This is a genomic window from Acidiphilium sp. AL, assembly GCF_025499445.1.
Classification (GTDB): domain Bacteria; phylum Pseudomonadota; class Alphaproteobacteria; order Acetobacterales; family Acetobacteraceae; genus Acidiphilium; species Acidiphilium iwatense.
Genome location: NZ_JAIMBZ010000001.1, coordinates 28,541 through 54,811, shown reverse-complemented (window position 1 = coordinate 54,811; position 26,271 = coordinate 28,541). Strand labels below are relative to the sequence as shown.

Below are 26,271 nucleotides of genomic sequence, written 5' to 3'. Positions count from 1 at the left end.
CGATGATGCGCTGGCTGCTTCTCGCCCTGCTGCTTGTCCCCGCGTTCGCCCGCGCCGCCGAGAGCAACCGGGTGACCAGCGCGCGCGACACCGTCTCGCTGATCTCCGCCACGAAATCGGCAACCGGCACAAAACTCCACCTCGGCCTGCTGTTCCGGCTCAAGCCCGATTGGCACATCTACTGGTCCGATCCGGGCGATGCCGGCGAACCCCCCGCCCTTGAACTCACCGCCCCGGCGGGCGCCAAAGCCGGCCCCTTCGCCTATCCGCCGCCGCATTGGCTGGTCGCCGGCAGCGTCGGCGACTACGTCGAAACCGGCACGGTGCTTCTCCCGTTCACCGCGACTCTGCCATCCGGCGCCACCGCCATCGCGGCGAAAGCGCGCTGGCTGGTCTGCAACCCGAAAATCTGCGTGCCCGAACAGGGCCGGTTCAATCTGAGCCTGCAAGGCGGCGCCGGGCCGTCGCGCGAGGCCGGCCTGTTCGCCAAAGCCCGCGCGGCCATGCCGCGCCCGTCGCCCTTCGCGGCGGCCATCGCGCCCGGCGGCGATCTGACCGTTACCGGCGCCGGCCTGACCCGAACCGCCGTGAAGACCGCGCATGTCTTCCCCGCCAGCCCGGACGCGATCGTCAACGCCGCGCCGCAGCCTTTGCATTTCATCCGCAATGGCTTCGTGCTCGACCTGAAACCGGCCGGCTCGAAACCGATGCGCGTCCTCGCCGGCATCCTGGAAATCACCGACCCCACCGGGCAGGTCCAGGCCCTGACCATCGCCGCGACACCGGGCGTCGCGCCCTCAACCATGCCGACACCCTGGATCGTCTGGATCGGCGCGGCGCTGCTCGGCGGCCTCATTCTCAACCTGATGCCCTGCGTGTTTCCGATCCTGGCGATGAAGGCGCTCGCCGTCGCGAGATTCGGCCATGACGACAAGCGCGCCGCCCGGCGCGAGGCGCTGGGCTACACGGCGGGCTCGGTGGCGGCGATGCTCGCCCTCGGCATCGTCCTGATCGTGCTGCGCGCCGGAGGTGCAGCACTCGGCTGGGGCTTCCAGTTCCAGTCGCCCGCCTTCATCGCGGTGATGGCCTGGATCGTCGTCGCGATCGGCCTGAACTTCGCCGGCCTGTACGAAATCCCCGGCATCGCGATGCGGAACCGCACCACCGGCAGCTTCGCCACCGGCGTGCTCGCGGTCCTGGTCGCGACCCCCTGCACCGCGCCGTTCATGGGCGGTGCGGTCGCCGCCGCCCTCGCCGCGCCGATCGTCCTCGCCCTGGGCATCTTCGGCGCCCTCGGCCTCGGCATCGCGCTGCCCTTCCTTGCTCTGGCCCTGGCACCCGCGCTCGCGCGCATCCTGCCCCGCCCAGGCGCCTGGATGATCGTGCTCCGCCAGTTCATGGCCTTCCCGATGTTCGCCACCGCCTCCTGGCTGCTCTGGGTGATGACCACCGAGGCCGGGGCGGACGGCGCGCTGATCGTCGCCGCCGGCGCGGTGCTGATCGGCTTCGCGCTCTGGCTGCTGCGGTTCCGCTTCCTGCTCGCGCGCGGGCTCGCCGTGGTTTCGGTGATCGCGGCAGCCGCCCTCCTGCCGCGCATCGTCCCGGCCGATGCGGCGGCGCGGACGACCCTGCCACATTCCATCCCCTATTCGCCCGGCAAGCTCGCTTCACTCCGCGCTGCCGGCAAGCCCGTGTTCGTCGACATCACCGCCGCCTGGTGTATCACCTGCCAGGTGAACGACCGTATCGCGCTGGAACCGGCCGCGATCCAGCGCGATTTCGCCGCCCGCCACGTCACGCTGATGGTCGGCGACTGGACCCGGCGCGCTCCCGCGATCACGCGCTATCTCGCCGCCCATGGGCGGGACGGCGTGCCGCTCTACGTGTTCTACCCGCCGGATCGCGGCAAGCCGGTGATCCTGCCGCAAATCCTCACGCCCTCGATCGTCCGCCGCGCCATCAAGTGATGGACACCTAGGTCCGCCAGCCTCATGATGGCACCGGAATGACCGCCAGAACCGCCAGCCCGGCCCGGCGCACCCGGATCGGCATCATCGGCGCCGGGCCCGCCGGGCTGATGCTCGCGCATCTGCTCGCCCGCGCCGGCATCGACTGCATCGTGCTGGAACGTCACACCCGCGACCATGTCGAAACCCGCATCCGCGCCGGCATCCTGGAATACGAGGTGGCGCAATTGCTGCGCGAAACCGGCCTCGGCACCCGCATGGACGCGATCGGCTTTCGCCACGACGGCACCAACCTGCTGTTCGACGGCGCGCTGCACCGGATCGACTTCGCCGCGCTCACCGGCAAGCACGTCATGCTCTACAGCCAGCACGAGGTGGTGCGCGACCTGATCGCGGCGCGCCTCGCATCCGGCGGCGAGATCCTGTTCGAGGCCGAGGCGACCGGCATCGCGGACATCCACACCGGCCAGCCGGTCATCCGCTACATGCATGAAGGTCAATCGAAATTCCTCGCCTGCGACATCGTCGCCGCCTGCGACGGGTTTCACGGCATCGGTCGCGCCGCTCTGCCCGCCGAGCGCCTGCGCGAATACGACCGCACCTACCCGTTCGGCTGGCTCGGCATCCTCGCCAAGGCGCCGCCGGCGAAGGACGAACTGATCTACGCCAGCCACCAGAACGGGTTTTCCCTCCTCTCAATGCGCTCATCCAGCGTCAGCCGCCTCTATCTGCAATGCGCGCCGGACGAGGATATCGCCGCCTGGCCGGATTCCCGCATCTGGGACGAGCTGTCGCTCCGGCTCGCCCATGACGGATTCCATCTGCAAACCGGCGAGATCTTCCAGAAAAGTGTCACCGCGATGCGCTCCTACGTCGCCGAACCGATGCAGGACGGACGGCTGTTCCTCGCCGGCGACGCCGCGCATATCGTGCCGCCCACCGGCGCCAAAGGGCTGAACGCGGCGATCGCGGACGCCGCGATCCTCGCCCGCGCGATCGAGGCCATGCTGAACCGTGCCGACCCGGCGCCGCTCGAACGCTATACCCAAACCTGCCTCGCGCGGATCTGGAAAATCGAGCGATTTTCCTGGTGGATGACCTCGATGATGCACCGGTTCGACGGCCACACCGCCTTCGACCGGCGCATGCAGCACGCCGAACTCGATTATTATGCCAGCTCCGTCGCCGGCAAGACCGCGCTGGCGGAGAATTACGTCGGGCTGCCGCTCGCCTGAAAGGAACCGGATCATGCGCATTCTCGCCGAACTCACCCTCGCAGCGGCACTGGCCGGCAGCGCCGCCGCGGCGTCCCCGCCGGTCGGGCTCTGGCAGGGAAGCTACGATTGCGCCCAGGGCGAAACCGCGCTCGCCCTGCAAATCACCGCGCAAGGCCCGAGCCGGATCAGCGCGATCTTCTATTTCCACGCCCTCGCCGCCAACCCGCACGTGCCGCAAGGCTGCTTCATGATGCGCGGCCGATACGACGCCGCGACGCGGCGCATCACCCTGAACCCCGCGCGCTGGCTCGCCCGCCCGCCTTTCTATGTCCGGGTGGCGCTGTCCGGCATGGTCGGGCGGGACGGCAGCACGATCGCCGGGCACATCGCCGGCCCGGCCTGCTCGGCATTCGCCGTCACCCGCAGCGTCGCACCGCCGATACCGCCCGCGCCGGCACCGTGCTGGATGGATCGGAACGGCCCGACCGTGTAGTGACGGATGATCGGCAATGGTGAGATGGGGATGGCTCGGATGGGCGATTTGAAAACATGGATCATCGGCGGCGCGATCATGGCGGCGGGGCTGGCCGCTGCCCAGGCGGCAAGCACAAATCCGCCGCCGCAGGTCGCGCAATGCGCCGGCTGCCACCAGGCGAACGGCATGGGCAATCCGGCCGCCGGGTTTCCCGCCCTGGCCGGCCAGCCGGCCGGATACCTGGAACAGCAGCTCTATGCGTTCAAGCACGGCAGCCGCCAGAACCACATGATGAAAAGCTTCGCGGGCGGGCTGAACGACGCGAGCCGCAAAGCGGTCGCCGCCTATTTCAGCCAATTGCCGGTCGTCGCTCCCGCCACGCTGCCGGCCGCCCCCAAGGGCGATCTGGGCGCGACCCTGGCGACAAAGGGTGCGGGCGCCGGCACGCCCCGCGCGATCCCCGCCTGCGATTCCTGCCACGGCGCCGGCGGATTGGGCCGTCCGCCGGAATTTCCGCGCCTCGCCGGCCAGCCGGAACAGTATCTCGCGAACCAGCTCACCGCATGGCAAAAGGGCTCGCGCAACGAGACCAATCTGCACCTGATGCGTGATGTCGCCGTCAATCTCAGCCCGAAGCAGATCAAGGCGGTCGCCGCCTATTTCGCCGCACTGCCGCCGACCAGCACGTCGCCGTCATCGAATGGAAAATAATTACAGCGAAACGTAGCGTCAGCTCGTTTCGCTGCCGGCCTCCATGGCCATTCCAGCAATCCTTCGGATTGCCGGAACCTTTGGCCACTCCGCCGCAACGCGGACGCGCAGCTTTAGCTGCGGAAGCCCCTGACGCGGGACGCGCCTTTGCGGCGCGATGGCGTGGAAGCGCCCCCTCCGTTGCGCTTCCAGCGATCCTGCGGATCGCCGGAATCTTGCGCAACTCCGCCCGGCGTCTGATACCAAATCTCATGAATCTCGACTCATGAGATTTGGTATGCGCGCGGGTTGGCGGGCCGCGCGCGCGAACATAAAGAGCGAATACCATGGGTCGCGATCAGCGAGACATGGTATGAGGGCTTATCAAAGTTCCAGGACCGGCTTCGCCGCACCCTTGACCGCCGGATCGATCGTCACCAGCACGCCGCCGCGCCATTGCTGCAAGGTCGCGAAGCTGCGGCGGTTCTGGCCCGAGGCATCGAACGCCGCACCCCAGCCATTGGCCAGCGTCCCGCGCGGCGCGTCGATCGCGGCCAGCGCCCCCGGCAGGGTTTTGCCGCCGCGCAGCGCCTGCAGCACCAGCGCCGCGCCGACATAGGCGGTCAGGCTCGCCGCACCGCGCGGCTGTGTTGCGTAGCGCCGCCGATACGCCGCCGCGATCGCGGCGGAAGCCCCGCCCGAAGCGTAGAGCGGACAGCCGACCGCCATCGTGTTCCCGATCGCCGGCCCCAGCGCGAACCCGGTTTCCGACAGCCCATAGCCGCTTCCGGCGCCGATGATCATGCGCGGCCGCCAGGACGCGACGTCCATCGCCTCGTAAAGCAGCAATACATGTGCCGGCCTTCCGGCATGGACCAGCAGGTCGATGCGCGCGCGCTTCATCCGATCCACCTCGGCGGCGAGGTCCATCGCGTCGGTGGCATAGCCCATGGTCAGCAGGATCGGCAGTTTCGCCGCCTTGCACGCGGCGATCATCGCGGCGGCGAAGGAGCCGTCGGCGGCGCCGACATCGAACAGCAAGCCGATGCGCAGCGTATCGGCCGCTCTGTGCCAGCCGGGTGCGATCACCCCGGCGATCGCGGCACTGGCGGACGCGGCGAGATCGGCGGTGGTCAGGCCGGTGCGGATCAGCATCTTGAAGCCGCGCGCGGTGATCGCATCCGCCGGCGCGTCGAGTTCGGCATAGGGGATCTTGGCGAGTTCCGCCGCCGCCGTGGCGGCGAACGAGGCCGTGGAGGACGCGGTGCCGAGAATCGCCGTCACCGGCCCGGATTTCGCCCCGCTTTTCGCAAAAATATCGACCGCGCGCGCCGGGTCGGCGGCATCGGCGCGGATCAGCCGGACCGGCGCCATCCCGGCGCCGCGCGCCGCGCGAACCGCGAGCGCAACGCCGCGCCACGCCTCGTCCCCCGCCAATGCCTGCGCGCCCGAAAAAGGAAACAAGGCGCCGAGAACGATGGACGCCGCCGGCTCGGCCTGGGTCGTGGCACTGGCCGCCATCGCCCGCGGAATCGAGGCTTTCGACAAGGCGAGACCGGCGAGGCCGGCGCCGACCAGCGTGCGGCGGGTAAGATCAGCGGTCACGAGTGTCCCGATTCGGAAGTTCGTTATCATCAAACCCGGCACCATACGAACTTCCGAATCGAAAGGACACTGGCAAACATATGATTTTCGTGTGGTTTTTGGTTCTGAAGTTCCTACGCATATGCGGCGGCCGCTTTTAGGAACTTCAGAACCACCACACGAGGTTGATCGATCATCCTGACTATGATGTTAACCGCGAATTAGCACAGATCAGGAGCCCGGCCATGACCCTCCCCACCGAAATGCGCCATGTCGTCCTCGATTCGCCGGGAGGGCCGGAGCAGATGCGCATCGTCACCGGCCCGACCCCGGCGCCGAAGCCCGACGAGGTGCTGATCCGGGTCGAAGCCGCCGGGGTGAACCGGCCGGATATCCAGCAGCGCAAGGGACTCTACCCGCCGCCGCCGGGCGCCAGCCCGATCCTCGGCCTCGAAGCCGCCGGCGCAATCGCCGCTTGCGGCGCGTCGGTGACCGAATGGCGCGTCGGCGACCGGGTGACCGCGCTCTGCAACGGCGGCGCCTATGCCGAATATGTCGCGGTGCCGGCGGCGCAATGCCTGCCCTGGCCGGAGGGCTACACCGCCATCGAGGCGGCATCCCTGCCGGAAACCTGCTTCACCGTCTGGGCCAATCTGTTCGATCTCGGGCGGCTCGCGCCCGGCGAATCGGTCCTGGTCCATGGCGGCACCTCGGGAATCGGCGTCACCGCGATCCAGCTCGGCACCGCGTTCGGCGCGAAGATTTTCGTCACCGCGGGATCGGCGGAAAAATGCGCCGCCTGCCTCGAACTTGGCGCGGCCGGCGCGATCGACTACCGCGCGAGCGATTTCCTCGCCGAAATCAAGTCGATGACCGGCGGCGACGGCGTCGACGTGGTGCTGGACATGGTGGGCGCGCCCTACACCCAGAAAAATCTGCGCGCGCTCCGGCACGGCGGCCGCCTGGTCGAGATCGCCTTCATGGAGGGCAGCAAGGTGAGCGAACTCGACCTCCTGCCGATCATGCTCAAGCGTCTCACCGTCACCGGCTCGACCATGCGGCCGCGCACCACTGCGGAAAAAGGCGCGATCGCCGCATCGCTGCGTAAAATTGTATGGCCCTGGTTCGCGCAACGTCGGGTACGCCCGGTCATCCATGCCGCGCTACCATGGGTTGATGTCGCAAACGCACATCATTTGATGGAAAGCGGCAAACATGTCGGAAAAATAATACTACAGATAAGTTAGTGAGACAATTTCGGTCTGCCCACGATCGCTGGCGACTCCAAGATATGTTAGACACTTGGTACTAACATTAGTGTACAATAATGTCGGCAAGCCGAGCGGCTTGCCCCGTTGCCTATTTTTTGGGCAACGGGGCGTATTTCGAGTTCGAGTTGAAATCAAGGGAATTGTTGCCTTTTTATGTCGTTCGTTAGGTCGTGGGCAAAAAAAATTAACCAAACCAGCCCAAGTTTTTCTTGCTTTGCACAACGGGGTCGGTTATCTGGAAACCATAAATTAAGTTTTTTGGAGGCTTCCGGATGAGCAGTTCCGTAACGGTTATTGGCGGCGTCAGCGGCGGTAAGCTGACCGGCCTTGTGAGTGTGCCCCTTTCGGGCGTTTCCAGTGCAACCACGACCGCATTGCAGACCCTGCTGACCGGGCTCAGCACCGCGGTCGAGGGCGGCACCGAGGGGTTGACCAACAACAATCTCATCACCGGCGCGCTGTTCAATTCGACGATCGCTGGCACCAGCAACATCCTCGAACTCACCAATACCGACAGCACCGGCGCGGTCACCTCCGGCTCCGTCACCGGCGCCGCCGGCGTGGTCGATGTGGCCAGCATCTATAGTTCGGTCGTCGTCCAGGCTCCGGGAACCGTCACGGTCAACGGCAGCAGCACCAGCACCCAGTATCTTCTGGGCGCCAGCAGCAACGTCGATCTGACCACCGGGCGCACCAGCAACACCGTCATCGCCGCCGGTGGCAACGACACTCTCAACCTGCGGGGCGACAATCTTGCCGCGGTAACCGGTGGCGCCGATACGGTCAGAACCTTCGCCGGCAGCAACACCGTCATCGCGAGCGGCAATGCCTCGGTCTTCGCAGGCACCCCCGCCGGCTATGCCGGCAAGCTCGACTTCATCAATGCCAGCAGCGCGGCCGCGACCGTCCTTGCCGGCGCCGGCAGCGCGACGGTGTTCGGCGGCAATGCCGGCGGCATCTTCGGCGGCGGCTCGTCGGGTGATAACTTACTGGTCGGTGGCAGCGGCAGCGCTACCCTGGTCGGTGCCGGCAATGGCGATACGCTGGAGGCCGGCGGCGGCGGTGCCACCACGTCGGCCACCAACTACCTCTTCGCCGGCTCGGGCAACGAAACCCTGCTCGCCAGTTCGGTGACCGGAACCAACCTGTTCGACGCCGGTAACGGCTCGGACGTGATTTCGAGCAGCGGCTCCGGCACCCAGTATTTCTTCGGCGGCACCGGCACCGCGCAGATGACCGGCTCCACCGTCTCCGGCGCGACCAACATCTATTTCTTCGGTCAGGCAACCGGGGTCGGCGGCAACGATGTCATTTCCAATTTCGGCACCACCAAATCCACTCTGTTCGCGATGAACGGTAGCAATATCACCGCGATCAACAGCACCACCTTCCAGGGCCAAACCGGCGCCCTGGTCACCCTCTCCGACGGCACGCATATCACGCTGCTCGGCGTCAGCGCCGCGAGCATCGCCGGCTCCGTGGGCGGCAAAGTGATTACCTGATCGGTAAATCGATAACGGAAGCCAGACTGAAACCCGGACGAAAGTCCGGGTTTTTTTATGTTCAGTATTTTGAAGTAATGTCATAGCGAGCCCAGCGAAGCTATCCGTCCGACTGTGCCGGTCAAGCCGCGATGCCTATTTCCGCAGCGCCATCCGAATCGGGCCGTCGCGCCGTCCATGGGTGAACTGATCCACCAGCGGATTCCCACTCCGCATCACCGACTCCGCCTCGCCTTCCCAGACGATCCGCCCTTCATGCAGCATCGCGATCCGGTCGCCGATCCGCTGGGCGCTCGTCATGTCGTGGGTGATCGCGATCGAGGTGCTGCCGAGCCGTTTGACGCAATCGACGATCAGCCCGTCGATCACCGCGCCCATGATCGGGTCGAGTCCGGTGGTCGGCTCGTCGAAAAACATGATCGACGGCTCCGCCGCGATCGCGCGGGCAAGCCCGACCCGCTTCTGCATTCCGCCGGAAAGCTCGGCGGGCGGCAATTCGCCCACACCGGCGTCCAGTCCCACCTGCGACAGTACTTTCGCCGCCACGTCCCGCGCTTCGGCGCGGGTCACCAGGCCGCGCGCCAGCAGTCCGAACGCCACGTTCTCCCACACCGCCTGGCTGTCGAACAAGGCGCCGTTCTGAAACAGCATGCCGATCTGGTCGCGCAGCTCCCGCGCGCGGGCCGGTTTCGCGGTCAGCACGTCCTCGCCATCGATCAGAATCTCGCCCGAATCGGGCCAGATCAGGCCGAGAATGCATTTGAGCAGCACCGATTTGCCGGTGCCCGACCCGCCGATCACCACCATGCCGGTTCCCGGCATCACGTCGAGATCGACGCCGTCCAGCACCTGCTTGGCGCCGAATGCCTTGCGCAGGCCGCGAATGCGCAGCTTCGGCGTCATCGCCTGAAGGGTGCTCATGGCGCGAAGAACGCCTGGGTCAGCACGTAATCGAGTGCGAGTATCAGGATCGAGGCGGAAACCACCGCCGCCGTGGTCGCCCCGCCAACGCCCTGCGCGCCGCCGCGCGAGCGATAGCCGTGAAAGCAGCCCATCAGCGCGATCACGAAGCCGAACACCGCCGCCTTGACCAGTCCGGAAATCACGTCGCTCGCGTGCAGATAGGTCATGGTGCTCTGCAGATAGGCCGGAGCATTGAAGCCGAGCCGGATCGTGGAGACCAGAAACCCGCCCGCCACCCCCAATATATCGGCCACCACCACCAGAAGCGGCAGGGCGATCAGCCCGGCCAGCAGGCGCGGCGTGACCAGATAGCGCATCGGGTCGGTCGCCAGGGTGGACAGCGCGTCGATCTGGTCGGTCACCCGCATGGTGCCGAGTTCGGCGGCCATCGCCGATCCGGCGCGGCCGGCGACCATCAGCCCGGCGAGCACCGGCCCCAGTTCGCGGGTCAGCGACAGCACCACCACGCTCGCGATCACGCTCTGCGAATCGAAGCGCGAAAACCCGACATAGCTTTGCAGCGCCAGCACCATGCCGGTGAAAATCGCGGTCAGCGCCACCACAGGCAGGCTGAAATAGCCGATCTCCATCAGCGCGCGGCCGAAATTGCGCAGATAGTACGGCGGGCGGAACAGGCCGGACACGGCGGCGATGGTGAAAATCGCCAATTCGCCGAGCAGGGAGACCAGGCCGAGGACGAGGCGGCCGAGCGCGGCCACCGGATCGAGCACGAGGTTCATGGGGGTTGTTATACCGATTTTGCGACACGCCGATAGCGCCGGCCCAGGCCGGTCAGGATCTCGTAGCCGTTGGTGCCGGCCTCGCGTCCAACATCGTCGATATCATGGCCGGGCCCAATCAGTTCCAGCATCGAACCCGGCGCGATGTCCGGGTGATCGGTAACGTCGAACGTCATCAGATCCATCGAAACCCGGCCCACCAGCCTCACGTCCCGCCCCTTGAAGCGCGCGGTCATTCTATTGGCGAGGGACCGCGGCATCCCGTCGGCATAGCCCACCCCGATCGTCGCGATAAGCGATTGCCGCTCGGCACGCCAGATCGCGTTGTAGCCGACGCTCTCCCCCGCCTCGATCGCGCGGATTTGCAGGATTGGTGCGGCGAGCGTGACCACAGGCCGCATTGGATTTTTCTGCTCCGGCGTCGGATTCCCGCCATAGAGTGCGAAACCTGGCCGCGCGAGATCGGAGGCAAAATCCGGGCCAAGGAAGATGCCGGAGGAATTGGCGAGGCTTGTCGTCACACCGGGGAACGCCGCACGGATTGCGGCGAAGCGCTGTGCCTGATGCGCGTTTTCCGGGGCGTCCGTCGTCTCCGAGGCGACGAGATGGCTCATCACGTAATCGAGCGCGATCCCGTCGAGCAGATCGGGCGTTTCGCGCAACCGGGCGAATTCGGCCGCATCGAGGCCAAGCCGGGCCATGCCGGTATCGACATGTAAAAGGGCAGGCAACGCGCGGCCCGCTTCCCGCGCGGCGTTCCGCCAGCGTGCGCAATCCTCCAGCGAGTTCAGCACCGGGCGAAGATCGTTGGCGATGAGTTCCCGCTCGGTCCCGGACGGACAGCCGTTGATCACCGCGATCCGGCGATCCGGGAGCGCGGTGCGGAGCGCCAGCGCCTCTTCGAGACAAGCCACGAAGAAATGCCGGCACCCGGCCGCGGCGAGGGCCGGGGCAATCAGCGCGGCGCCGAGCCCGTAGGCATCCGCCTTCACCGCCGCCGCCGTTGCCCCGCCACCAGAGCTTGCATGGCGCGCGGCAAGATCGCGCCAGTTCGCCGCGACCGCTTCGGCGTCGATGGTCAATGTCGGACGATTCATGCGGCGCGGCGGAACAATTGCTTGCGCTGGCGATAATGCTCGACATGGCGGTCGAAGCAGGCGCGCACCGCATCGGCGTCGCCATAGCGGCGCTCCAAGGCGCGCAGCGTGAAATGGACCTGCGCCATCGACTGGAAATGCCCCATGAACAAATAATTCACCCCTGCCCCGGCCAGCGCGCCGACCACGGGAACCATCGAGGCGAGCACCTGGTCGGACACCACGAGAGAGAATCGCGACGCCACGGTGCGGAGAAAAATCGAAACCGGCGCATGGGTCAGCGCGCCACGCACCGCCCAGTAGCTCGCCTCGATATCCTCATCTTCGTTGCGGATCGTGCCGAAGCCGAACACCTCCAGGCAGGCGCGGCGGGTCGCGAAATCGTCGAGATCCTCGCCATGGCTGCGCGCGATTTCGGCGATCGCGCGGAACATCATCGCCATGCTGAACGGAATATCGGCCAGCGACACCACCCCGCCCGCAAGGCCGGAAACCGCGCCGCTCGCCGCGACCGCGCCGCGATAGATCTGCTCCCGCGCCGGTCTGGCATTCCGCCCGGCAAGGCCGATCCGCGACGCGCTCAGCAGCGACCAGAGCGCTTCGGACGCGTATTCCTCGATGATCGCGCGCGCGTTCGGCGCCAGGAACAGCACCGCGCGTTCCACCGCGCTGCCGGCGGTGCGGCCGACCCGGCTCAGCGCTCGGGTGAACAAGCCGCGCGAAGCGACGAAGCGCGACGCCGCCTGATCGATCAGCGCCTGGTCGGCCTCGGAAAATCCCGCGCAGGCATTGCCTCCGATCGTCACCATCGACTCCGCCCCTCTCCGTTGCACCCGATGTTACTCATGTTGGGTGTCGAGATCGGCGAATCGAGTGAATTCCGCCTCGAAAAACAGGTCGATCTTGCCGGTGGGGCCGTGGCGCTGCTTGGCGAGGATGAGTTCCGCCTTGTTGTGCACCGATTCCATGTCCTGCTGCCATTTGTCGAGCGCTGCCTGGAATTTGTCCTCGCTCTCGAAGCCCATCTGCTTGGGCATCCTGGCCTGGAGGTAGTATTCGTCACGATAGACGAACATCACCGCGTCGGCATCCTGCTCGATGGTGCCGGATTCGCGCAAATCCGAAAGCTGGGGCCGCTTGTCCTCCCGCGATTCCACCGCGCGGGAGAGCTGCGACAAGGCGATCACCGGCACCGCGAGTTCCTTGGCGATCGCCTTCAGCCCCTGGGTGATCTGACTGATTTCGAGAACGCGATTCTCCGGCCTGGTGCCCGCCGCCGGGCGCATCAGTTGCAGATAATCCACCACCACCAACGCAAGTCCCTTGGTGCGCTTGAGTCGCCGGCAGCGGGTGCGCAGCGCGGACAGCGTGATCGCCGGGGTATCGTCGATCACCAGCGGCAGTCTGGCGATCCGGCGGGAGACGGCGACGAAATTGTCGAAATCCTTCTGGCCGATCTCGCCGCGTCGAATCCGATCCGAGGACACCCTTGCCTCCTCGGCCAGCAAGCGGGTGGCGAGCTGTTCGGCGCTCATTTCCAGCGAGAAAATGGCGACCGATTGCTTCGCCTCGGCATTGGGATTTTCCGCCCGCGCCTCGGCCAGCAGCGCCTGCGCCGCGCCGAAGGCGATTTTGGTCGCCAGCGCGGTTTTGCCCATGCCGGGACGGCCGGCGAGGATCAGCAGGTCGGACGGGTGCAGCCCGCCGGTCTTGCCGTCGAGATCGGTCAGGCCGGTGGTCAGGCCCGAGACGCGGCCGTCGCGCTCGAAGGCCTTGGCGGCGGTATCGATCGCCATCGCCAGCGCGGTTTCGAAGCTCATCGCGGTGCCTTCGGCGCCGCCCTTGGTCGCGAGGTCGAACAGCGCCTGTTCCGCCGCCTCGATCTGCGACGGGCCGTCGAGTTCGGGCTCGGCACCGAAGGCGCGGTTCACCGTGACCTCGCCGAGATCGATCAACTGGCGCCTGATCCAGGCGTCGTAGATGGTGCGGCCGTAATCCCCGGCATTGATGACGCCGACCATGGCGGTGAGGAGCTGGGCGAGATAGGCTGGGCCGCCGACATCGTCGAGCAGGCCGGAATGCTCGAAGCTGACGCGCAGCGTAACCGGATCGGCGAGCTGGCCGGCCTCGATCCGCCGGGCGATCGCCTCGAAAATGCGACCATGCACCGCATCGGCGAAATGTTCCGGCGCGAGAAATTCGGAAACCCGCTCATAGGCTTTGTTATTGGCGAGCAATGCGCCGAGCAGCGCCTGCTCGGCTTCGAGATTGGCGGGCGGCAGGCGCTGGGACAGGCCGAGCAAAGGCGACTCGATGACGTTCATCGCGCCCTTCTAGCTCTTCGCGCGAGTCGGCGACAGGCGCATCGCCCTGTGGATTAGGTGGATAGAGGGGATAAACGCTGCGCACGGCGATACGCCGTCGGGCTCGCTCCCATGATGCCGCGAAACCGGCGATTGAACGTCGAGAGATCGTTGAATCCGGCGTCGTAGGCGATGGCGGAAACCGGATCGCGCGTCTGGCGGAGCCTGATCGCCGCGCGGCGAAGCCGCTCCGCGAGAACGAACTGGTGCGGCGTGATGCCGGCCACGGCGCGAAACACCCGCAGGAAATGATACGGGCTCATCGCCGCATCCCGCGCGAGATCGGCGAGCGCGATCGGCTGGTCGATCCCGGCTTCGATGCGCCGGAGCGCTTCGCCGACCCGCTGTTCGTCGCGCCGGCTCGGTGTGGCAGCACGCCTCGCGGCCGGCGCGAGCAGCGCCGCCGCCGCGCCCGCGAGGCGCAAGGCGATTTCTTCCAGTTCCATGCCGTCACCCCGCGCCGCCTCCGCCGCGGCGATGAGCGGGATCAATGATGTGGAGGGCGGCAGGCGGGGAACCGCGAAGGCGAGTTGGCGGACGCCCGGCACCGAGGCAAGAATTTCCTCGAAATAGTCAGGGAAAAAATGGAACGCGAGGCAATGATCGCCGACGCCGTGATCGTGGCCGCACTCGTAACACGCGCCGCGATTGCCGAGCAGCACCGCGCCCGGCGTCAGCGTCGCCCCGCCCTGGCGCGTGCGATATTGGAAACTCCCGCGCGTCACGGCGGCGATGCTGATCGAATGATGCTGCTCTTCGAACCGCCTGGTGCCGGGGCCGGACGTGCAGACGACATCATGCACCGTCCAGCCGCAGCCCGAGGCCAGCAGGTGCGATGTCGTCGTCATGTCGGCAAAATAGCAATTTTTCCCAAGCGCCGTCGAGGCCGCCCCGCCTAGATACAGACCACACGAAACCACACGGGCACGCCATGAACCGATCCGCTGCCTCGCTCGCCGAATTGCTCTTCTCGGATGGACCGGCCTCCGACCGCGCCGATAAAATGGGGCTTTACGGCTGGCTCATCGGCGCCTGGGAGATGGACGCCGTCGTCCATGCTGAGGACGGCCGGACCCATGCCGGACGCGGCGAAATCCGCTTCGGCTGGGCACTCGAAGGCCGCGCCATTCAGGATATCTGGAGTCTTCCCGGTGTTTTCCACGGTACCACCTTGCGCATCTACGATCCCGGCATCGATGCCTGGCATATCATCTGGAGCGATCCGCTCCGGCAGTATTACACGCGCCAGATCGGCCGCGCTCAGGGGCCGGACATCATCCAGCTCGGCAAAACCGACCAGGGCGTCGCGACGCGATGGCGGTTCACCGATATCGCGCCCACCTCGTTCCGCTGGTTCGGCGAGTGCTCGACCGACAGAGAAGCGACGTGGCGGTTGCAATCCGAGTTCGCCGCTCGCCGACTAACCTGACGTCAATCAACAGGAGAACACGATGCTCGATCATGTTTCCATCGGCGTTCGCGACATTGCCGCGGCACGGCGATTCTACGACGCGGCCTTGTACCCCCTGGGCTATTCCTGCCTCAGCGCGGGGGCGGATTCACTCGGCTATGGAACAGGGGAGCCAGTGTTCTGGGTCAACCGTGCGCTGCGGCCGGTTCCGGCGGACCTGGACTCTGGTTTGCATTTCTGTTTTCAGGCGCCGACGCGAGCGAGCGTGGATGGATTTCACGCCGCCGCCATGAGCGCCGGCGGGCGCGACAACGGCAAGCCAGGCCTGCGCCCGGACTATGATGCCGCCTATTATGCGGCATTCGCGATCGACCCCGATGGCTACCGGATCGAAGCGGTCTGCCTTGCTCCGGCGTGACCGGCGCGCCATGTGGTGAGGAAAGGACGCAACGCCACCAATAAGGAATCGTGCCATGGCCAGGATTCTGCTCCGCCGCGCCTATGATCCGCCGGAGGATGCGGATGGGATGCGGGTTCTGGTCGACCGGCTCTGGCCGCGCGGGCTTGCCAAGGCGGGTGCGAGAATCGATCTCTGGCTCAAGGAAATCGCGCCGAGCGACGAATTGCGCCGGGAATTCGGCCATAATCCGGCGCGGTGGGACTGGTTTGCCAAAACCTATCGGCAGGAGCTGGCGAAAAACCCGGAGCCGCTGGAGCGGCTCGTGGAATTGTGCCGCGCGGGGGCGGTGACACTGCTGTTCGCGGCGCATGATACGGAGCACAACAACGCCGTCGTGCTGCGCGACATGATGGAGCGACGTTTTAAAAAATAACATTAAGTCAGAATAACTGTCGTTTGTTTCACGTGAAACAAAGGCACCAACCCGGACCTATTTTCGCGAAAATTGGACGAATTGGATTATTATCGGGACGGATCAGACGCGGCGGAGAAAGATGCGGTCTTCGCGGCGGATGAAACGCTCGGTCCGGGAAAAGTCGAAATTCGCGCGCCCGGCGGGATCGGACGCGAGACGGGCGCGATAGTGCTCGTAGGCGGCGAGGTTTTCGATGTCGTAGATGCCATAGGCGATCGTGCTCGACCCTTCATGCGGAGCGAAATAGCCGATCAGGTTGGCGCCGGCGCGGGGTATCGCCTCGTTCCAAACGCGGGCGTAACGCTCGAACGCATCGGTCTTGAACGGGTCGATCTCGTAGCGGATGAAACAATCTCGTAGCGGATGAAACAGGTGATCATGGGCGCGGCCTCCTTCGGCGGTTGAACGCCGGGAGATTATGCGCAGTGGCGGGGCGGATGCTGCGATCGTGGTCGAAATGTTGAGGGGGGTTCCGCGCACAAAAGAGCCCGCCCAGTGTGGTGGTTCCGAAGTTCCTACGCATATGCGGCGGCCGCTTTCAGGAACTTCAGAACCAAAAACCACACGAGAATCATATGTTTGCCAGTGTTTTTTCGATTCAGAAGTTCGAATGGTGCCGGGTTTGATGATAACGAACTTCCGAATCGGGATCAAACAGGGCGGCCCAGCGTTTGAGCCGTTGGGTAAGCGCCTGCTCCTCGGGCGATCCTTTGAATGCCTCGTAATCACGCGCCCAGACGGAACGGAGGAAATGTTTGGAGATGAAACCATTCGCGAATTCGACCATGGCCTAGCAAAGCCTTTTGGGCATGATTCGGCAAGGTCGTGGAACTGGTCGGGGCGATGGATTGCTTCCCGCTTCGCTGCGCTCGCGGTCGCAATGACGGCCAAGGTTATTCGGCCGGAGTCAGCGTGGGGGTCGGCTTCACGGGATCGTCGTGGTCAATGTCCCGGTTTGGTGCCCATTGCCTACCGTTGCCGCCGTGATGGCCCGTGGCGCAGAGGTTTTTCCGGAAAAATCGTGGATATTCCGTGCATCACCGCCTGAACCGCGAAAAGCCGCGTCAGGCGGTTGAATTTCTAACAAAACGCGCCGCTGGTTACGGAACGGTTTGCGTATGGGTGGTTTGCGTCGTGACGGTGCCCGGCATAGGCATCGGCATGAGCGCGGGTTGTTGAGACGATGTGGTGGTTTCCGTCGTTCTCGCGGCATGGTCCGGGGTGATGACACATCCGGTCAGAACGGCGGTGAAGCCGATCATGGTTGCGATTAGCAAAATCCGATGACGCGATGGGTTACGTTTCATGTTACTCTCCTGATTCAATAGGACGATTTCGTCGTCGACGTTTTTGTCGTCGTTGTAGCCGACACCTGCGGCTGGATTGTCGTCGTGGTCGTGCTATCGCTCGCGGCGCCGTTTGCGTTGCCATAGGTCGTCTTGTTCGAATCAACCTGATTGCCATAGGCGTCGGTCGTTCGCTGGCTTTCCGTCGTGCTCAGCGTACCGTTCGGCGGCGGAATGACTGGTGCCGGCGCAACGACAGGCGGCGTTACGGAGGTGGAACTCGTCGTCGTCTGGGATGAGGTGGTTTGTGCCAATGCAGCACCGGTCATCAACATCAATGCAGCGGCACTCGCGAAAAGACATTTTTTCATGATCGAAAACTCCTGAGAATTGTGGAATAACGAAAAGCATCGGCTCCGCCGCGGCAAATGTTATTTTACCACCAGTGTCGTCAATCGAGCGCGAATTGCCGGGTACGGCATCGTTTGACGGACCCCGGTCAATCAAGATTCAGATCTAGTTGGTTCTGACTCGGAACATAGTCTTTGGCGGCCGGGAGCGATAGACTCGGAAACTACTCATGCCGGCGGCATGAGGATAAACAGGCCGGCCCATTATTCGGGTCGTTGGTATCATCACGGTGCTTCGCTTCAGGGAGTGGCGGTGTCGCGCGGGGCCGTGATCGCCAATCGTCCACCCTTGCCGCTTTGGGCGAGACCGGGCAGGGTTGGTGACATGGTTCAGGGCGCGGAGGGGAACAAAATCATGAACGGTGCGGAGAGTCTGGTCCATACGCTGATCGCGTGCGGCATCGACACGGTGTTCGCCAATCCGGGCACCAGCGAGATGCATTTCGTCGCCGCGCTCGACCGGATTCCGGGGATCAATTGCGTGCTGTGCCTGGACGAGACCGTGGCATCGGGCGCGGCGGACGGATATTGGCGGGTGACCGGGCGGCCGGCGGCGACCCTGTTTCATTGCGGGCCGGGGCTCGCGAACGGGCTCGCCAATCTGCACAATGCGCGGCGGGCGCGCTCGGGGATTTTGAACATCGTCGGTGATCAGGCGACCTATCACCGGCCGCTCGATGCGCCGCTGACCGCCGACACCGAGGGATGGGCGCGGCCGGTCTCGGGCTTCGTACGCACCGCCAAGAGCGCCGCGACGGTGGGCAGGGATGCCGCCGAGGCGATCGCCGCGGCGCGGAGCGGGACGATCGCCACGCTGATCCTTCCCGCCGACACCGCCTGGACCGAAGGCGGCGTGGCCGGCGAGACGTGCGAGGTCCCGGCACGGGCGATGCCGGACGATGAGGCGATCGCCTCGGCGGTGGAGGTGCTGCGCTCGGGCGAGCCGGCGATGCTGCTGCTCGGCGGGCGGACGCTGCGCGACGCAACGCTGCGGCAGGCGACGGCGATTGCCGCCGCGACCGGCTGCAAGCTGCTGTCCGAGATGTTCAACGCAAGGATGGAGCGCGGCCAGGGCCGTCCGCCGATCGAGCGGATTCCGTATTTCATCGATGCGGCGATCCATACGCTTTCGGGGATCAAGCATTTGATTCTGGTCGAGGCGAAGCCGCCGGTGGGATTTTTCGCCTATCCGGGCAAACCGGGGCGGCTGTGGCCGGAGGATTGCACGCTGCATACGCTCGCAGCGATCGACCAGGACGGCAGCGCGGCGCTGACGGCGCTGGCTCAGGCGATCGAAGGCGCGGAGCCGGAGATTCCGGCCACGCCGCGCCCCGCGCCTTCGACGGGCGCGATCGAGCCGGAGACGGTCGCGACGACGATCGCGGCACTTCTGCCCGATCAGGCCATCGTGATCGACGAGGGGATTTCGTTCGGACGCGGCTTCTCGCGCTTCACCCATGGCGCGGCGCCGCATCTGTGGCTGCAGGTGCCGGGCGGGGCGATCGGCGGCGGGCTGCCGACCGCGGTGGGCGCCGCGGTATCGGCGCCGGGGCGGCGGGTGGTCGCGATCCAGGCCGACGGCTCGGCGATGTACAGTATCGCGGCGCTATGGACGGCGGCGCGGCAGAACCTGGACATCACCGTCATTCTGCTCGCCAACCGGAAATACGCGATCCTGCTCCATGAATTCGCCGGGGTGGGCGCCAATCCGGGGCCGACCGCGCTGGGGATGCTGGATCTGGGCAACCCGGACCTCAATTTCGTGAAACTCGCCGAGGGCATGGGGGTCGCGGCGGCGCAGGCGCCGAACATGGCGCGGCTGAACGAGTTGCTGGCGTCGAGCGTGGAGCACAAGGGGCCGTTCCTGATCGAGTTGCTGACCGGGTGAGACAATGGTGTGTCCCCGATCTGCCACAGTGATCGATTCAATCGCACAGTATGTTGAGTTCGGCGATTGACCGGGGATTTTTCGTGCGGCAACAGTGATACGGCCATGATGCTGACACAGATAGACGGCATCTGACCGCCGGGCGGGCGGTCCGTCCCTCTTGAATATCGATTTCCCCGAGTCCGGGACGCGTTATGGCCAGTTCCACCGTTCGCCGCGATTCCTCGCCAGCCTTCATCCAAGCATTGCGCCGCCGGCTGAGCGCGGTGACGATCGATGCGCCGATGCATCTGCGCGCCCTGGTGCGCACCGACGAGCTGTGGCTGGCGGCGCTGGCGATCCTGGTGGGGGTGCTGGCCGGCATTGCCGTTTTCCTGATGGATTTCTTCAGCCATCATTTCCATTTCTGGTTTTTCGACCTCGCGCATCTGGGCGAGGGCCTGTCGCAGCAGGAGCATATCGAGCCGATCCGCGCGATTTTCGTGCCGATTCTGGGCGGGGCGGTGCTGGGCTCGGTTTCCTGGCTGCTGGCGAAATACCGGCCGGGCAATTTCGTCGATCCGGTCGAGGCGAACGCGCTGTATGGCGGGAAATTGTCGCTGCGCGATTCGGTGATCGTCGCGGCGCAGACGGTGATGTCGAACGGAGTCGGCGGCTCGGTGGGAATGGAGGCCGGCTATGCCCAGTTCGGCGGCGGGCTGGCGAGCTGGGTGGGGCGGCAGTTTCGGCTGCGGCGCAACGATTTGCGGATTCTGGTTGGGTGCGGCGCGGGGGCGGCGATCGGCGCCGCGTTCAACGCCCCGCTGTGCGGCGCGTTCTATGGCATCGAGCTGGTGATCGGCACCTATTCGATGACCAGCCTGCCGCTGATCATCGTCTCGACGCTTACCGGCACGCTGGTTGCCGAGAAGCTGCTGCATGGCGGGGTCAAGCCGCTCGATGTCGTGCTGCCCAATGTGGTTCCGGGCTATGCCTATCCGCTCGCGATTCTGCTGGGGGTGACGGCGGGGTTCACCGGCATCGCGATCATGCGCGGGGTGACCACGATCGAGGCAGGGTTCCGGCGCACCGGCGTGCCGATCTGGCTGCGGCCGATCCTGGGCGGGGTGGTGGTCGGGCTGCTCGGCAGCATCACGCCGAAGGTGATGGCATCGGGCAATTCATCGCTGCACACCCAGCTTGCGGTGGTCTATCCGTTCCTGCTCGCGATGGCGCTTCTGCTGATGAAATCGACCGCGTCGGCGTTCTCGATCGGGTCGGGGTTTCGCGGCGGGTTGTTTTTCGCGGCATTGTTCATGGGTTCGCTGCTCGGCCGGGCCTATGGCGATCTCGCGATCATGCTGCCCTTCGCGCATGGCGTGCCGATCGGCTTCTACGCGGTGGTGGGGATGGCGGCGCTCGCGGTCGCGATCGTCGGCGGGCCAATGACCATGACCTTCCTAGCCCTCGAAAGCACCAATAATTTCAGCATCACCGTCGCGGTGCTGGCCGCCGCGATCGCGGCGTCGCTGACGGTGCGGCGCGTCTTCGGCTATTCCTTCACCACCTGGCGCTTTCATTTGCGCGGCGAGAGCATTCGCAGTGCGGTGGATATCGGCTGGATCCATAATCTGACGGTCGGGCGGATGATGCGGCGGCCCCAGTACAGCGTGCGCGACGATACCGAGATCGCGACGTTCAAGACCGAATATCCGCTCGGGCGGACGCAATATGTCGTCGCGGTCGATGCCGAGGAGCGGTATGTCGGCCTCGCCTACCCCTCCGAGGCGCATGCGCCGGGCGAGGAAGACCCGCACACGATCCATGATTTGGTGCGACATCAGAATGATTTTCTGCTGCCGCAGGCGACGGTGAAGGAGGCGATCCGCGCCTTCGAGCGGGCGGAATGCGACGTGCTTGCGGTGCTGGACGGACCCGAGACGCGTCATGTTCTCGGCGTGCTGACCGAGCAATACGCGCTGCGCCGCTACAGCGAGGAGCTGGATCAGCGCCGGCGCGAGCTTTCGGGCGAGTAGATGAGCGGGACTCGTTGCGAAAGCACCTCGATCAACGGACAGGCTGCATCGTTTCCGAACTCGCAACGCGTGATCGTCTCGGCGAGCACATGTTCCATTGCCGCAAGATCGGCGATGCGGGCGCGAATGTCGGCGAGGCGAATTTCGGCGATCATCTGCATGTTGGCGCAGGTTTCCGAACCACTGGCGGCAAGGCGCAACAGCGCGCGAATGGCGTCGAGACCGAAGCCAAGCTCGCGGGCACGGCGGATGAAGCCGAGACGAGCGAGATCCTCCGGCCGATAAGCACGATATTTACCGTTCCGAGGCGGAGGCGCCACCAAGCCAATACGCTCGTAGTAGCGAATGGTCTCGATCGGGCAGGCGGTGCGCCTGGCCGCTTCGCTGATCGTGACATCGCCCTTGTCGTATCGAACCATGATGCCGTCTCCGTGATCGTAACGCCCCTTGAGTCTGGAGTTGCTACGGACCGTATGCTCCGCAACGGTTTTGGAAAAGGAGCCCTGATGAGCGGGACGAAATTATCAAGCCGGACGACCGACGTCGCGGGAACTGGTAGCGCGGTCCTTACCGTCGGCGGAATAATTGCCGCTTTTGGTGCCGCATCGTGTTGCGGTCTACCTTTTTTGCTGGCGACAGCGGGACTGGGTTCGGCTTGGCTGACCGGAATTGCTTTGCTCGCCGCACCGAATCGGTTGATTCTGCTGCTGGTCGCCTCAGTGTGTCTCGGCGCGGGTGCCGTGCTGTTCGCGTGGCAACAACGCCCCAGAGCTTGTGAACGCGGCACGTGGTGCGCCCGGCCGCAGGTGCGCTGGCTGATGATCGTCGGATTCGTTCTGGGATTCGGGCTGCTCTATCTCGGGTATCGGTTCAGATGAACGCGATCGTGAGCGCCAGCGTCATCACCTGCCCGCATTGCGGCACGGCGAAGCGTGAAACCATGCCGAGCGACGCGTGCCAGTATTTCTACGACTGCAGCGGATGCCGCGCGCTGCTTCGGCCAAAGCCCGGCGATTGCTGCGTGTTCTGCTCTTACGGTTCGGTGCCCTGCCCGCCGGTTCAGCAGGATCGCACGGCGTGCCGCGACTGATTTACAGTTCGGCGACCTCGGCGACGCCCTGGATCATTTTCATCGCCTGGGCGAGGCGCGGCGAAACGTTGAAGCCGCCGGGCAAGGCGATGTCGAGTTTCGCGCCGGTGCCGAGGCGCGGGGCGAGCAGGATGCGGCCCTTGCCGCGGCCTTCGCGGTCGAGCAGGGCGCGGAGCGACGGCAGGGCTTCGGCGCGCTCGACCACGATGCGCAGGCCGGAGCCGGCATTGGCCGCGGCACGGTCGAGCGGTTCGGCATCGAGTGCGGTGATGCGCAGGCTTTCGCCGTCCATGCGGAGTTCGGCGGTGACGAGCAGCATGGTGCCCTCGGCGAGAAGATCGCGCGCGCGGGCGAGGATTTCGGAGAACAGCGTGACCTCAAAACCACCTGCCTGATCGGAAAGCTGCACCCAGGCCATGCGGCTGCCGGTGCGGGTGGTGCGCTCTTTGCGCCCGACCACGGCACCGGCGAGCTTGGCACGGCCGATTCCAGCACGGCCGCGCTGTTCGATCTGGTTCGACGGAATGACGCCGAGGCGTTTCAGCACCCCGGCATAGGCATCGAGCGGGTGGGCGGTGAGGTGATAGCCGATGGCCTCGGCCTCGAAGGCGAGGCGATCGAATTGCGGCCAGTCCGGCGTTTCGGGCAAATGCAGGGACTCGGGTGAGCCGGCATCGCCGAACAGGTTGATCTGGCCGGACGTGCGGCCCTCCGCCTCGCTCTGGGCGCGGCGGATCAGGGTTTCGGCACCCGCCATGACGCGCGCGCGGTTGCCATCGAGCGTGTCGAACGCGCCGGCCTTGGCGAGCTGCTCGATCTGGGCGCGGTTGAGGGATTTCGGATCGACCCGCGTTGCGAAATCGGCGAGATCGGTGAATTTGGTGCTGCCGCGAGCGGCGACGACATCGCGCATCGCCCCCTCGCCCACCCGCTTGATCGCGGCGAGGGCGTAGCGGATCGCGAGCGTGCCGTCCGGCGTGCGTTCCACGGTGAAATCCGCCGACGAGGCGTTGATGTCGGGCGGCAGAACCGGGATGCCGAGGCGCACGGCGTCCTGCTTGAGCGAGGCGAGCTTTTCGTGGTTGGCGTGCGACAGGCTCATGCAGGCAGCGATGAACACGGCGGGGTGGTTGGCGCGCAACCAGGCGGTCTGGTAGGAGACCAGGGCGTAGGCGGCGGCGTGGGATTTGTTGAAGCCGTAATCGGCGAATTTCGCCATCAAGTCGAACACTTCGACCGCCTTCGCCTCGGAAAACCCCTTGGCCTGCGCGCCGTCGACGAAGATTTTGCGCTGTGCGTCCATCTCCGAGCGAATTTTCTTGCCCATCGCGCGGCGCAGCAGATCGGCGCCGCCGAGGCTGTAGCCCGCCATGCGCTGGGCGATCTGCATGACCTGTTCCTGATAGACCAGAATGCCGTAGGTTTCCGTCAGGATGTCGTCGATCGCGGGGTCCGGCGAGTCCCAGGCCTCGCCATGCTTGCGCGCGCAATAGGCGGGGATATTGGCCATCGGGCCGGGCCGGTTGAGCGCCTGGGCGGCCACGAGGTCCTCGAAACGATCGGGGCGCATCTGGCGCAACACGTCGCGGAAGCCCTGGGTTTCGAAGGTGAACACGCCGCCGCAATCGCCCTTGGAGAGCATCTCATAGGTTTTCGCATCGTCGAGCGGAATGCGCGCGAGATCGAGTTCGATGCCGAGACCGTGCAGGAATTTTACCGCACGATCGAGAATCGTCAGGGTGGTCAGGCCGAGGAAATCGAATTTGACCAGGCCGGCGCTTTCGACATGCTTCATCGAATACTGGGTGATCAGCATGTCGGAGCGCGGGTCGCGATAGAGCGGCACCAGATCGGCGAGCGGGCGGTCGCCGATCACCACGCCCGCCGCATGGGTGCTGGCGTGGCGATAGAGGCCCTCGACCTGGACCGCGATTTCGAGCAGCCGGCGCACCGATTCATCGGAATCGCGCAGCTCGCGCAGGCGCGGTTCGGACTCGATCGCTTCGGCGAGCGGAATCGGCTTGGCCGGATTGTTAGGGGTGATTTCGGCGACCTTGTTGACCTGGCCATAGGGCATGCCGAGCACGCGGCCGACGTCGCGCACCGCGGCGCGGGCCTGGAGCTTGCCGAAGGTGATGATCTGGGCAACGCGATCGGTGCCGTATTCGCGCTTGACGTAGTCGATCACTTCGTCGCGGCGTTCCTGGCAGAAATCGATGTCGAAATCGGGCATCGAGACGCGTTCGGGGTTGAGGAAGCGCTCGAACAGCAGATTGAACGGAATCGGGTCGATATCGGTGATCGAGAGCGCGTAGGCGGCGAGCGAGCCGGCACCCGAGCCGCGGCCGGGGCCAACGGGAATTCCCTGCGATTTCGCCCATTGGATGAAATCGGCCACGATCATGAAATAGCCGGGGAAGCCCATCTGTTCGATAACGTCGAGTTCGAATTCCAGACGTTCGCGATAGAGCCTGCCGGTCGGTTCATCGGCGGTGATCGCGGCGAGGCGGAGCGCGAGCCCCTCGCGCGCCATCGCCCGGAGGGTTTCCGCCTCGGTCGCGCCGTCGCGCACTTTCGGGCAGATCGGCAGCAGCGGCTTGCGCGTGGGAGCGGCGATGGCGCAGCGGCGGGCGATTTCCAGCGTGTTGTCGCACGCCTCCGGCAAATCGGCGAACAATGCGCGCATGGCTTTCGCCGGCTTGAACCAGTGTTCCTGGGTGACGCGGCGGCGTTCGGCTTCGGAGAGCAGGCGTCCTTCAGCGATGCAGAGCAGCGCGTCGTGCGCTTCGTGCATTTCCGGCTTGGCGAAAAAGCATTCGTTGGTGGCGACGAGTGGGATGTTCGCCGCGTCGGCCAGGGCGATCAGGCCCGGTTCGATCGCTCGTTCGGCGGGCAGGCCGTGGCGTTCGAGTTCGACGGCGATCCGGTCTCCGAAGGATTCGGCGAGAGACGCGAGCAGGGATTCGGCTTCGGACCGCTGGCCTTCACCAAGCATCCGGCCGAGCGGACCGAATCGGCCGCCAGTGAGGAGCAGAAGCCCGTCATGGTGGGCGCGGAGCGTATCGAGGGTGATTTGCGGGCGGCTTCCCGGTTCGATGTCGAGAAAGCCCGCCGAGGACAGTTTCGAGAGATTATCGAATCCTTCGGCATCCTTGGCGAGCAGGACCAGGGGATCCGGCGGCAGGCGCAGCTGATCCGCGCGCGCGAGGAACAACTGGCAGCCGATGATCGGCTGCACGCCGCGCGCGATGCAGGCCTGGGAGAATTCGATGGCGCCGAACAGGTTGGAGGTATCGGCGATCGCGACGGCAGGCATCGCCTGATCCTGTGCCAGGGCGGCGATTTTGTCGGGCTTGATCGCGCCCTCGGACAAGGAATAGGCGGAGTGGACGCGGAGATGGACGAAATCGGCGTGCGGCATTTTTTT

The 26,271-nt window shown here is 65.5% G+C and carries 26 protein-coding genes; 13 read left to right on the top strand and 13 right to left on the bottom strand.

What is annotated here, in order from left to right:
• Window positions 1–2: 2 nt before the first annotated feature.
• The 4 genes from AiwAL_RS00230 to AiwAL_RS00215 are packed head-to-tail and all read left to right on the top strand — an operon-like array spanning window position 3 to window position 4,370.
• Window positions 3–1,967: a protein-disulfide reductase DsbD gene (locus tag AiwAL_RS00230; RefSeq protein ID WP_262311879.1), complete on the top strand. Its 1,965-nt coding sequence runs from the start codon at window positions 3–5 to the stop codon at window positions 1,965–1,967.
• A gap of 38 nt (window positions 1,968–2,005) precedes the next feature.
• Window positions 2,006–3,202, top strand: a complete 1,197-nt coding sequence (locus AiwAL_RS00225) for a 4-hydroxybenzoate 3-monooxygenase (protein WP_235705747.1) — start codon at window positions 2,006–2,008, stop codon at window positions 3,200–3,202.
• Window positions 3,203–3,215: 13 nt separating this feature from the next.
• Window positions 3,216–3,677 carry a hypothetical protein gene (locus tag AiwAL_RS00220; RefSeq protein ID WP_262311877.1) on the top strand — a complete coding sequence of 154 codons (462 nt, stop codon included), beginning with the start codon at window positions 3,216–3,218 and terminating at the stop codon, window positions 3,675–3,677.
• 39 nt (window positions 3,678–3,716) lie between these two features.
• On the top strand, window positions 3,717–4,370 hold the full coding sequence (locus AiwAL_RS00215; RefSeq protein ID WP_235705745.1) for a c-type cytochrome: 654 nt from the start codon (window positions 3,717–3,719) through the stop codon (window positions 4,368–4,370).
• A gap of 363 nt (window positions 4,371–4,733) precedes the next feature.
• Here the strand turns inward: AiwAL_RS00215 and AiwAL_RS00210 are convergent, their stop codons facing one another.
• Window positions 4,734–5,954, bottom strand: coding sequence for an ABC transporter substrate-binding protein (locus AiwAL_RS00210; protein WP_262311876.1), 1,221 nt, complete (start codon window positions 5,952–5,954; stop codon window positions 4,734–4,736).
• A 224-nt stretch (window positions 5,955–6,178) separates the two neighbouring features.
• On the opposite strand from AiwAL_RS00210, the gene AiwAL_RS00205 reads away from it, so the two are divergent.
• Complete coding sequence (locus AiwAL_RS00205) at window positions 6,179–7,180, top strand: NAD(P)H-quinone oxidoreductase (protein ID WP_262311875.1); 1,002 nt, start codon at window positions 6,179–6,181, stop codon at window positions 7,178–7,180.
• A 296-nt stretch (window positions 7,181–7,476) separates the two neighbouring features.
• Entirely contained in the window at window positions 7,477–8,706 is a 1,230-nt protein-coding gene (locus AiwAL_RS00200; protein WP_235703415.1) for a calcium-binding protein, read from the top strand.
• Between the two features lie 135 nt (window positions 8,707–8,841).
• Here AiwAL_RS00200 and AiwAL_RS00195 read toward each other — a convergent pair whose 3' ends face one another.
• Genes AiwAL_RS00195 through AiwAL_RS00170 form a run of 6 tightly spaced genes read right to left on the bottom strand, consistent with a single transcriptional unit; the run spans window position 8,842 to window position 14,717 of the window.
• Window positions 8,842–9,627 (bottom strand): ABC transporter ATP-binding protein, encoded by a 786-nt coding sequence (locus AiwAL_RS00195; RefSeq protein ID WP_235703414.1) that lies wholly within the window; start codon window positions 9,625–9,627, stop codon window positions 8,842–8,844.
• On the bottom strand, window positions 9,624–10,409 hold the full coding sequence (locus tag AiwAL_RS00190) for an ABC transporter permease (protein ID WP_235703413.1): 786 nt from the start codon (window positions 10,407–10,409) through the stop codon (window positions 9,624–9,626). Before AiwAL_RS00190 ends, AiwAL_RS00195 begins: the two co-directional genes overlap by 4 nt.
• Before the next feature lie 8 nt (window positions 10,410–10,417).
• A complete protein-coding gene (alr, locus tag AiwAL_RS00185) occupies window positions 10,418–11,506 on the bottom strand; it encodes an alanine racemase (RefSeq protein WP_262311874.1) in 1,089 nt (362 codons plus the stop codon).
• Window positions 11,503–12,315: an EcsC family protein gene (locus AiwAL_RS00180; RefSeq protein ID WP_235703411.1), complete on the bottom strand. Its 813-nt coding sequence runs from the start codon at window positions 12,313–12,315 to the stop codon at window positions 11,503–11,505. The genes alr and AiwAL_RS00180 overlap by 4 nt, the downstream gene beginning before the upstream one ends.
• 30 nt (window positions 12,316–12,345) lie before the next feature.
• On the bottom strand, window positions 12,346–13,830 hold the full coding sequence (locus AiwAL_RS00175; protein WP_235703410.1) for a replicative DNA helicase: 1,485 nt from the start codon (window positions 13,828–13,830) through the stop codon (window positions 12,346–12,348).
• 53 nt (window positions 13,831–13,883) lie between these two features.
• A complete protein-coding gene (locus tag AiwAL_RS00170; RefSeq protein ID WP_235703409.1) occupies window positions 13,884–14,717 on the bottom strand; it encodes an AraC family transcriptional regulator in 834 nt (277 codons plus the stop codon).
• 83 nt (window positions 14,718–14,800) lie between these two features.
• On the opposite strand from AiwAL_RS00170, the gene AiwAL_RS00165 reads away from it, so the two are divergent.
• Genes AiwAL_RS00165 through AiwAL_RS00155 form a run of 3 tightly spaced genes read left to right on the top strand, consistent with a single transcriptional unit; the run spans window position 14,801 to window position 16,113 of the window.
• Window positions 14,801–15,298: a hypothetical protein gene (locus tag AiwAL_RS00165; RefSeq protein WP_262311873.1), complete on the top strand. Its 498-nt coding sequence runs from the start codon at window positions 14,801–14,803 to the stop codon at window positions 15,296–15,298.
• A gap of 22 nt (window positions 15,299–15,320) precedes the next feature.
• The gene (locus tag AiwAL_RS00160; RefSeq protein WP_235703407.1) at window positions 15,321–15,698 is read left to right on the top strand and encodes a VOC family protein; all 378 of its coding nucleotides are present in this window, start codon (window positions 15,321–15,323) and stop codon (window positions 15,696–15,698) included.
• Between the two features lie 55 nt (window positions 15,699–15,753).
• Complete coding sequence (locus AiwAL_RS00155) at window positions 15,754–16,113, top strand: DUF488 domain-containing protein (protein WP_235703406.1); 360 nt, start codon at window positions 15,754–15,756, stop codon at window positions 16,111–16,113.
• A gap of 102 nt (window positions 16,114–16,215) precedes the next feature.
• On the opposite strand, the gene AiwAL_RS00150 is transcribed toward AiwAL_RS00155, so the two are convergent.
• The 4 genes from AiwAL_RS00150 to AiwAL_RS00135 all read right to left on the bottom strand — a co-directional run bounded on the left by AiwAL_RS00150 (window position 16,216) and on the right by AiwAL_RS00135 (window position 17,812).
• Window positions 16,216–16,635, bottom strand: coding sequence for an NIPSNAP family protein (locus AiwAL_RS00150; RefSeq protein ID WP_235703405.1), 420 nt, complete (start codon window positions 16,633–16,635; stop codon window positions 16,216–16,218).
• Between the two features lie 118 nt (window positions 16,636–16,753).
• Window positions 16,754–16,942, bottom strand: coding sequence for a hypothetical protein (locus AiwAL_RS00145; protein WP_235703404.1), 189 nt, complete (start codon window positions 16,940–16,942; stop codon window positions 16,754–16,756).
• A 313-nt stretch (window positions 16,943–17,255) separates the two neighbouring features.
• A complete protein-coding gene (locus AiwAL_RS00140; protein WP_262311872.1) occupies window positions 17,256–17,462 on the bottom strand; it encodes a hypothetical protein in 207 nt (68 codons plus the stop codon).
• A gap of 14 nt (window positions 17,463–17,476) precedes the next feature.
• Complete coding sequence (locus AiwAL_RS00135) at window positions 17,477–17,812, bottom strand: hypothetical protein (RefSeq protein ID WP_262311871.1); 336 nt, start codon at window positions 17,810–17,812, stop codon at window positions 17,477–17,479.
• Between the two features lie 394 nt (window positions 17,813–18,206).
• On the opposite strand from AiwAL_RS00135, the gene AiwAL_RS00130 reads away from it, so the two are divergent.
• Entirely contained in the window at window positions 18,207–19,739 is a 1,533-nt protein-coding gene (locus tag AiwAL_RS00130) for an acetolactate synthase large subunit (RefSeq protein WP_262311870.1), read from the top strand.
• A gap of 194 nt (window positions 19,740–19,933) precedes the next feature.
• Window positions 19,934–21,754 (top strand): chloride channel protein, encoded by a 1,821-nt coding sequence (locus tag AiwAL_RS00125; protein ID WP_235703400.1) that lies wholly within the window; start codon window positions 19,934–19,936, stop codon window positions 21,752–21,754.
• On the opposite strand, the gene AiwAL_RS00120 is transcribed toward AiwAL_RS00125, so the two are convergent.
• Window positions 21,724–22,173, bottom strand: a complete 450-nt coding sequence (locus AiwAL_RS00120; protein ID WP_235703399.1) for a helix-turn-helix domain-containing protein — start codon at window positions 22,171–22,173, stop codon at window positions 21,724–21,726. The two genes, AiwAL_RS00125 and AiwAL_RS00120, sit on opposite strands and share 31 nt — an antisense overlap.
• A gap of 87 nt (window positions 22,174–22,260) precedes the next feature.
• On the opposite strand from AiwAL_RS00120, the gene AiwAL_RS00115 reads away from it, so the two are divergent.
• Window positions 22,261–22,632 (top strand): mercuric transporter MerT family protein, encoded by a 372-nt coding sequence (locus AiwAL_RS00115; protein WP_262311868.1) that lies wholly within the window; start codon window positions 22,261–22,263, stop codon window positions 22,630–22,632.
• A complete protein-coding gene (locus tag AiwAL_RS00110) occupies window positions 22,629–22,844 on the top strand; it encodes a GDCCVxC domain-containing (seleno)protein (protein ID WP_235703397.1) in 216 nt (71 codons plus the stop codon). The genes AiwAL_RS00115 and AiwAL_RS00110 overlap by 4 nt, the downstream gene beginning before the upstream one ends.
• A 1-nt stretch (window position 22,845) precedes the next feature.
• Here the strand turns inward: AiwAL_RS00110 and dnaE are convergent, their stop codons facing one another.
• The gene (gene dnaE / locus AiwAL_RS00105) at window positions 22,846–26,265 is read right to left on the bottom strand and encodes a DNA polymerase III subunit alpha (protein ID WP_235703396.1); all 3,420 of its coding nucleotides are present in this window, start codon (window positions 26,263–26,265) and stop codon (window positions 22,846–22,848) included.
• Window positions 26,266–26,271 lie beyond the last annotated feature (6 nt).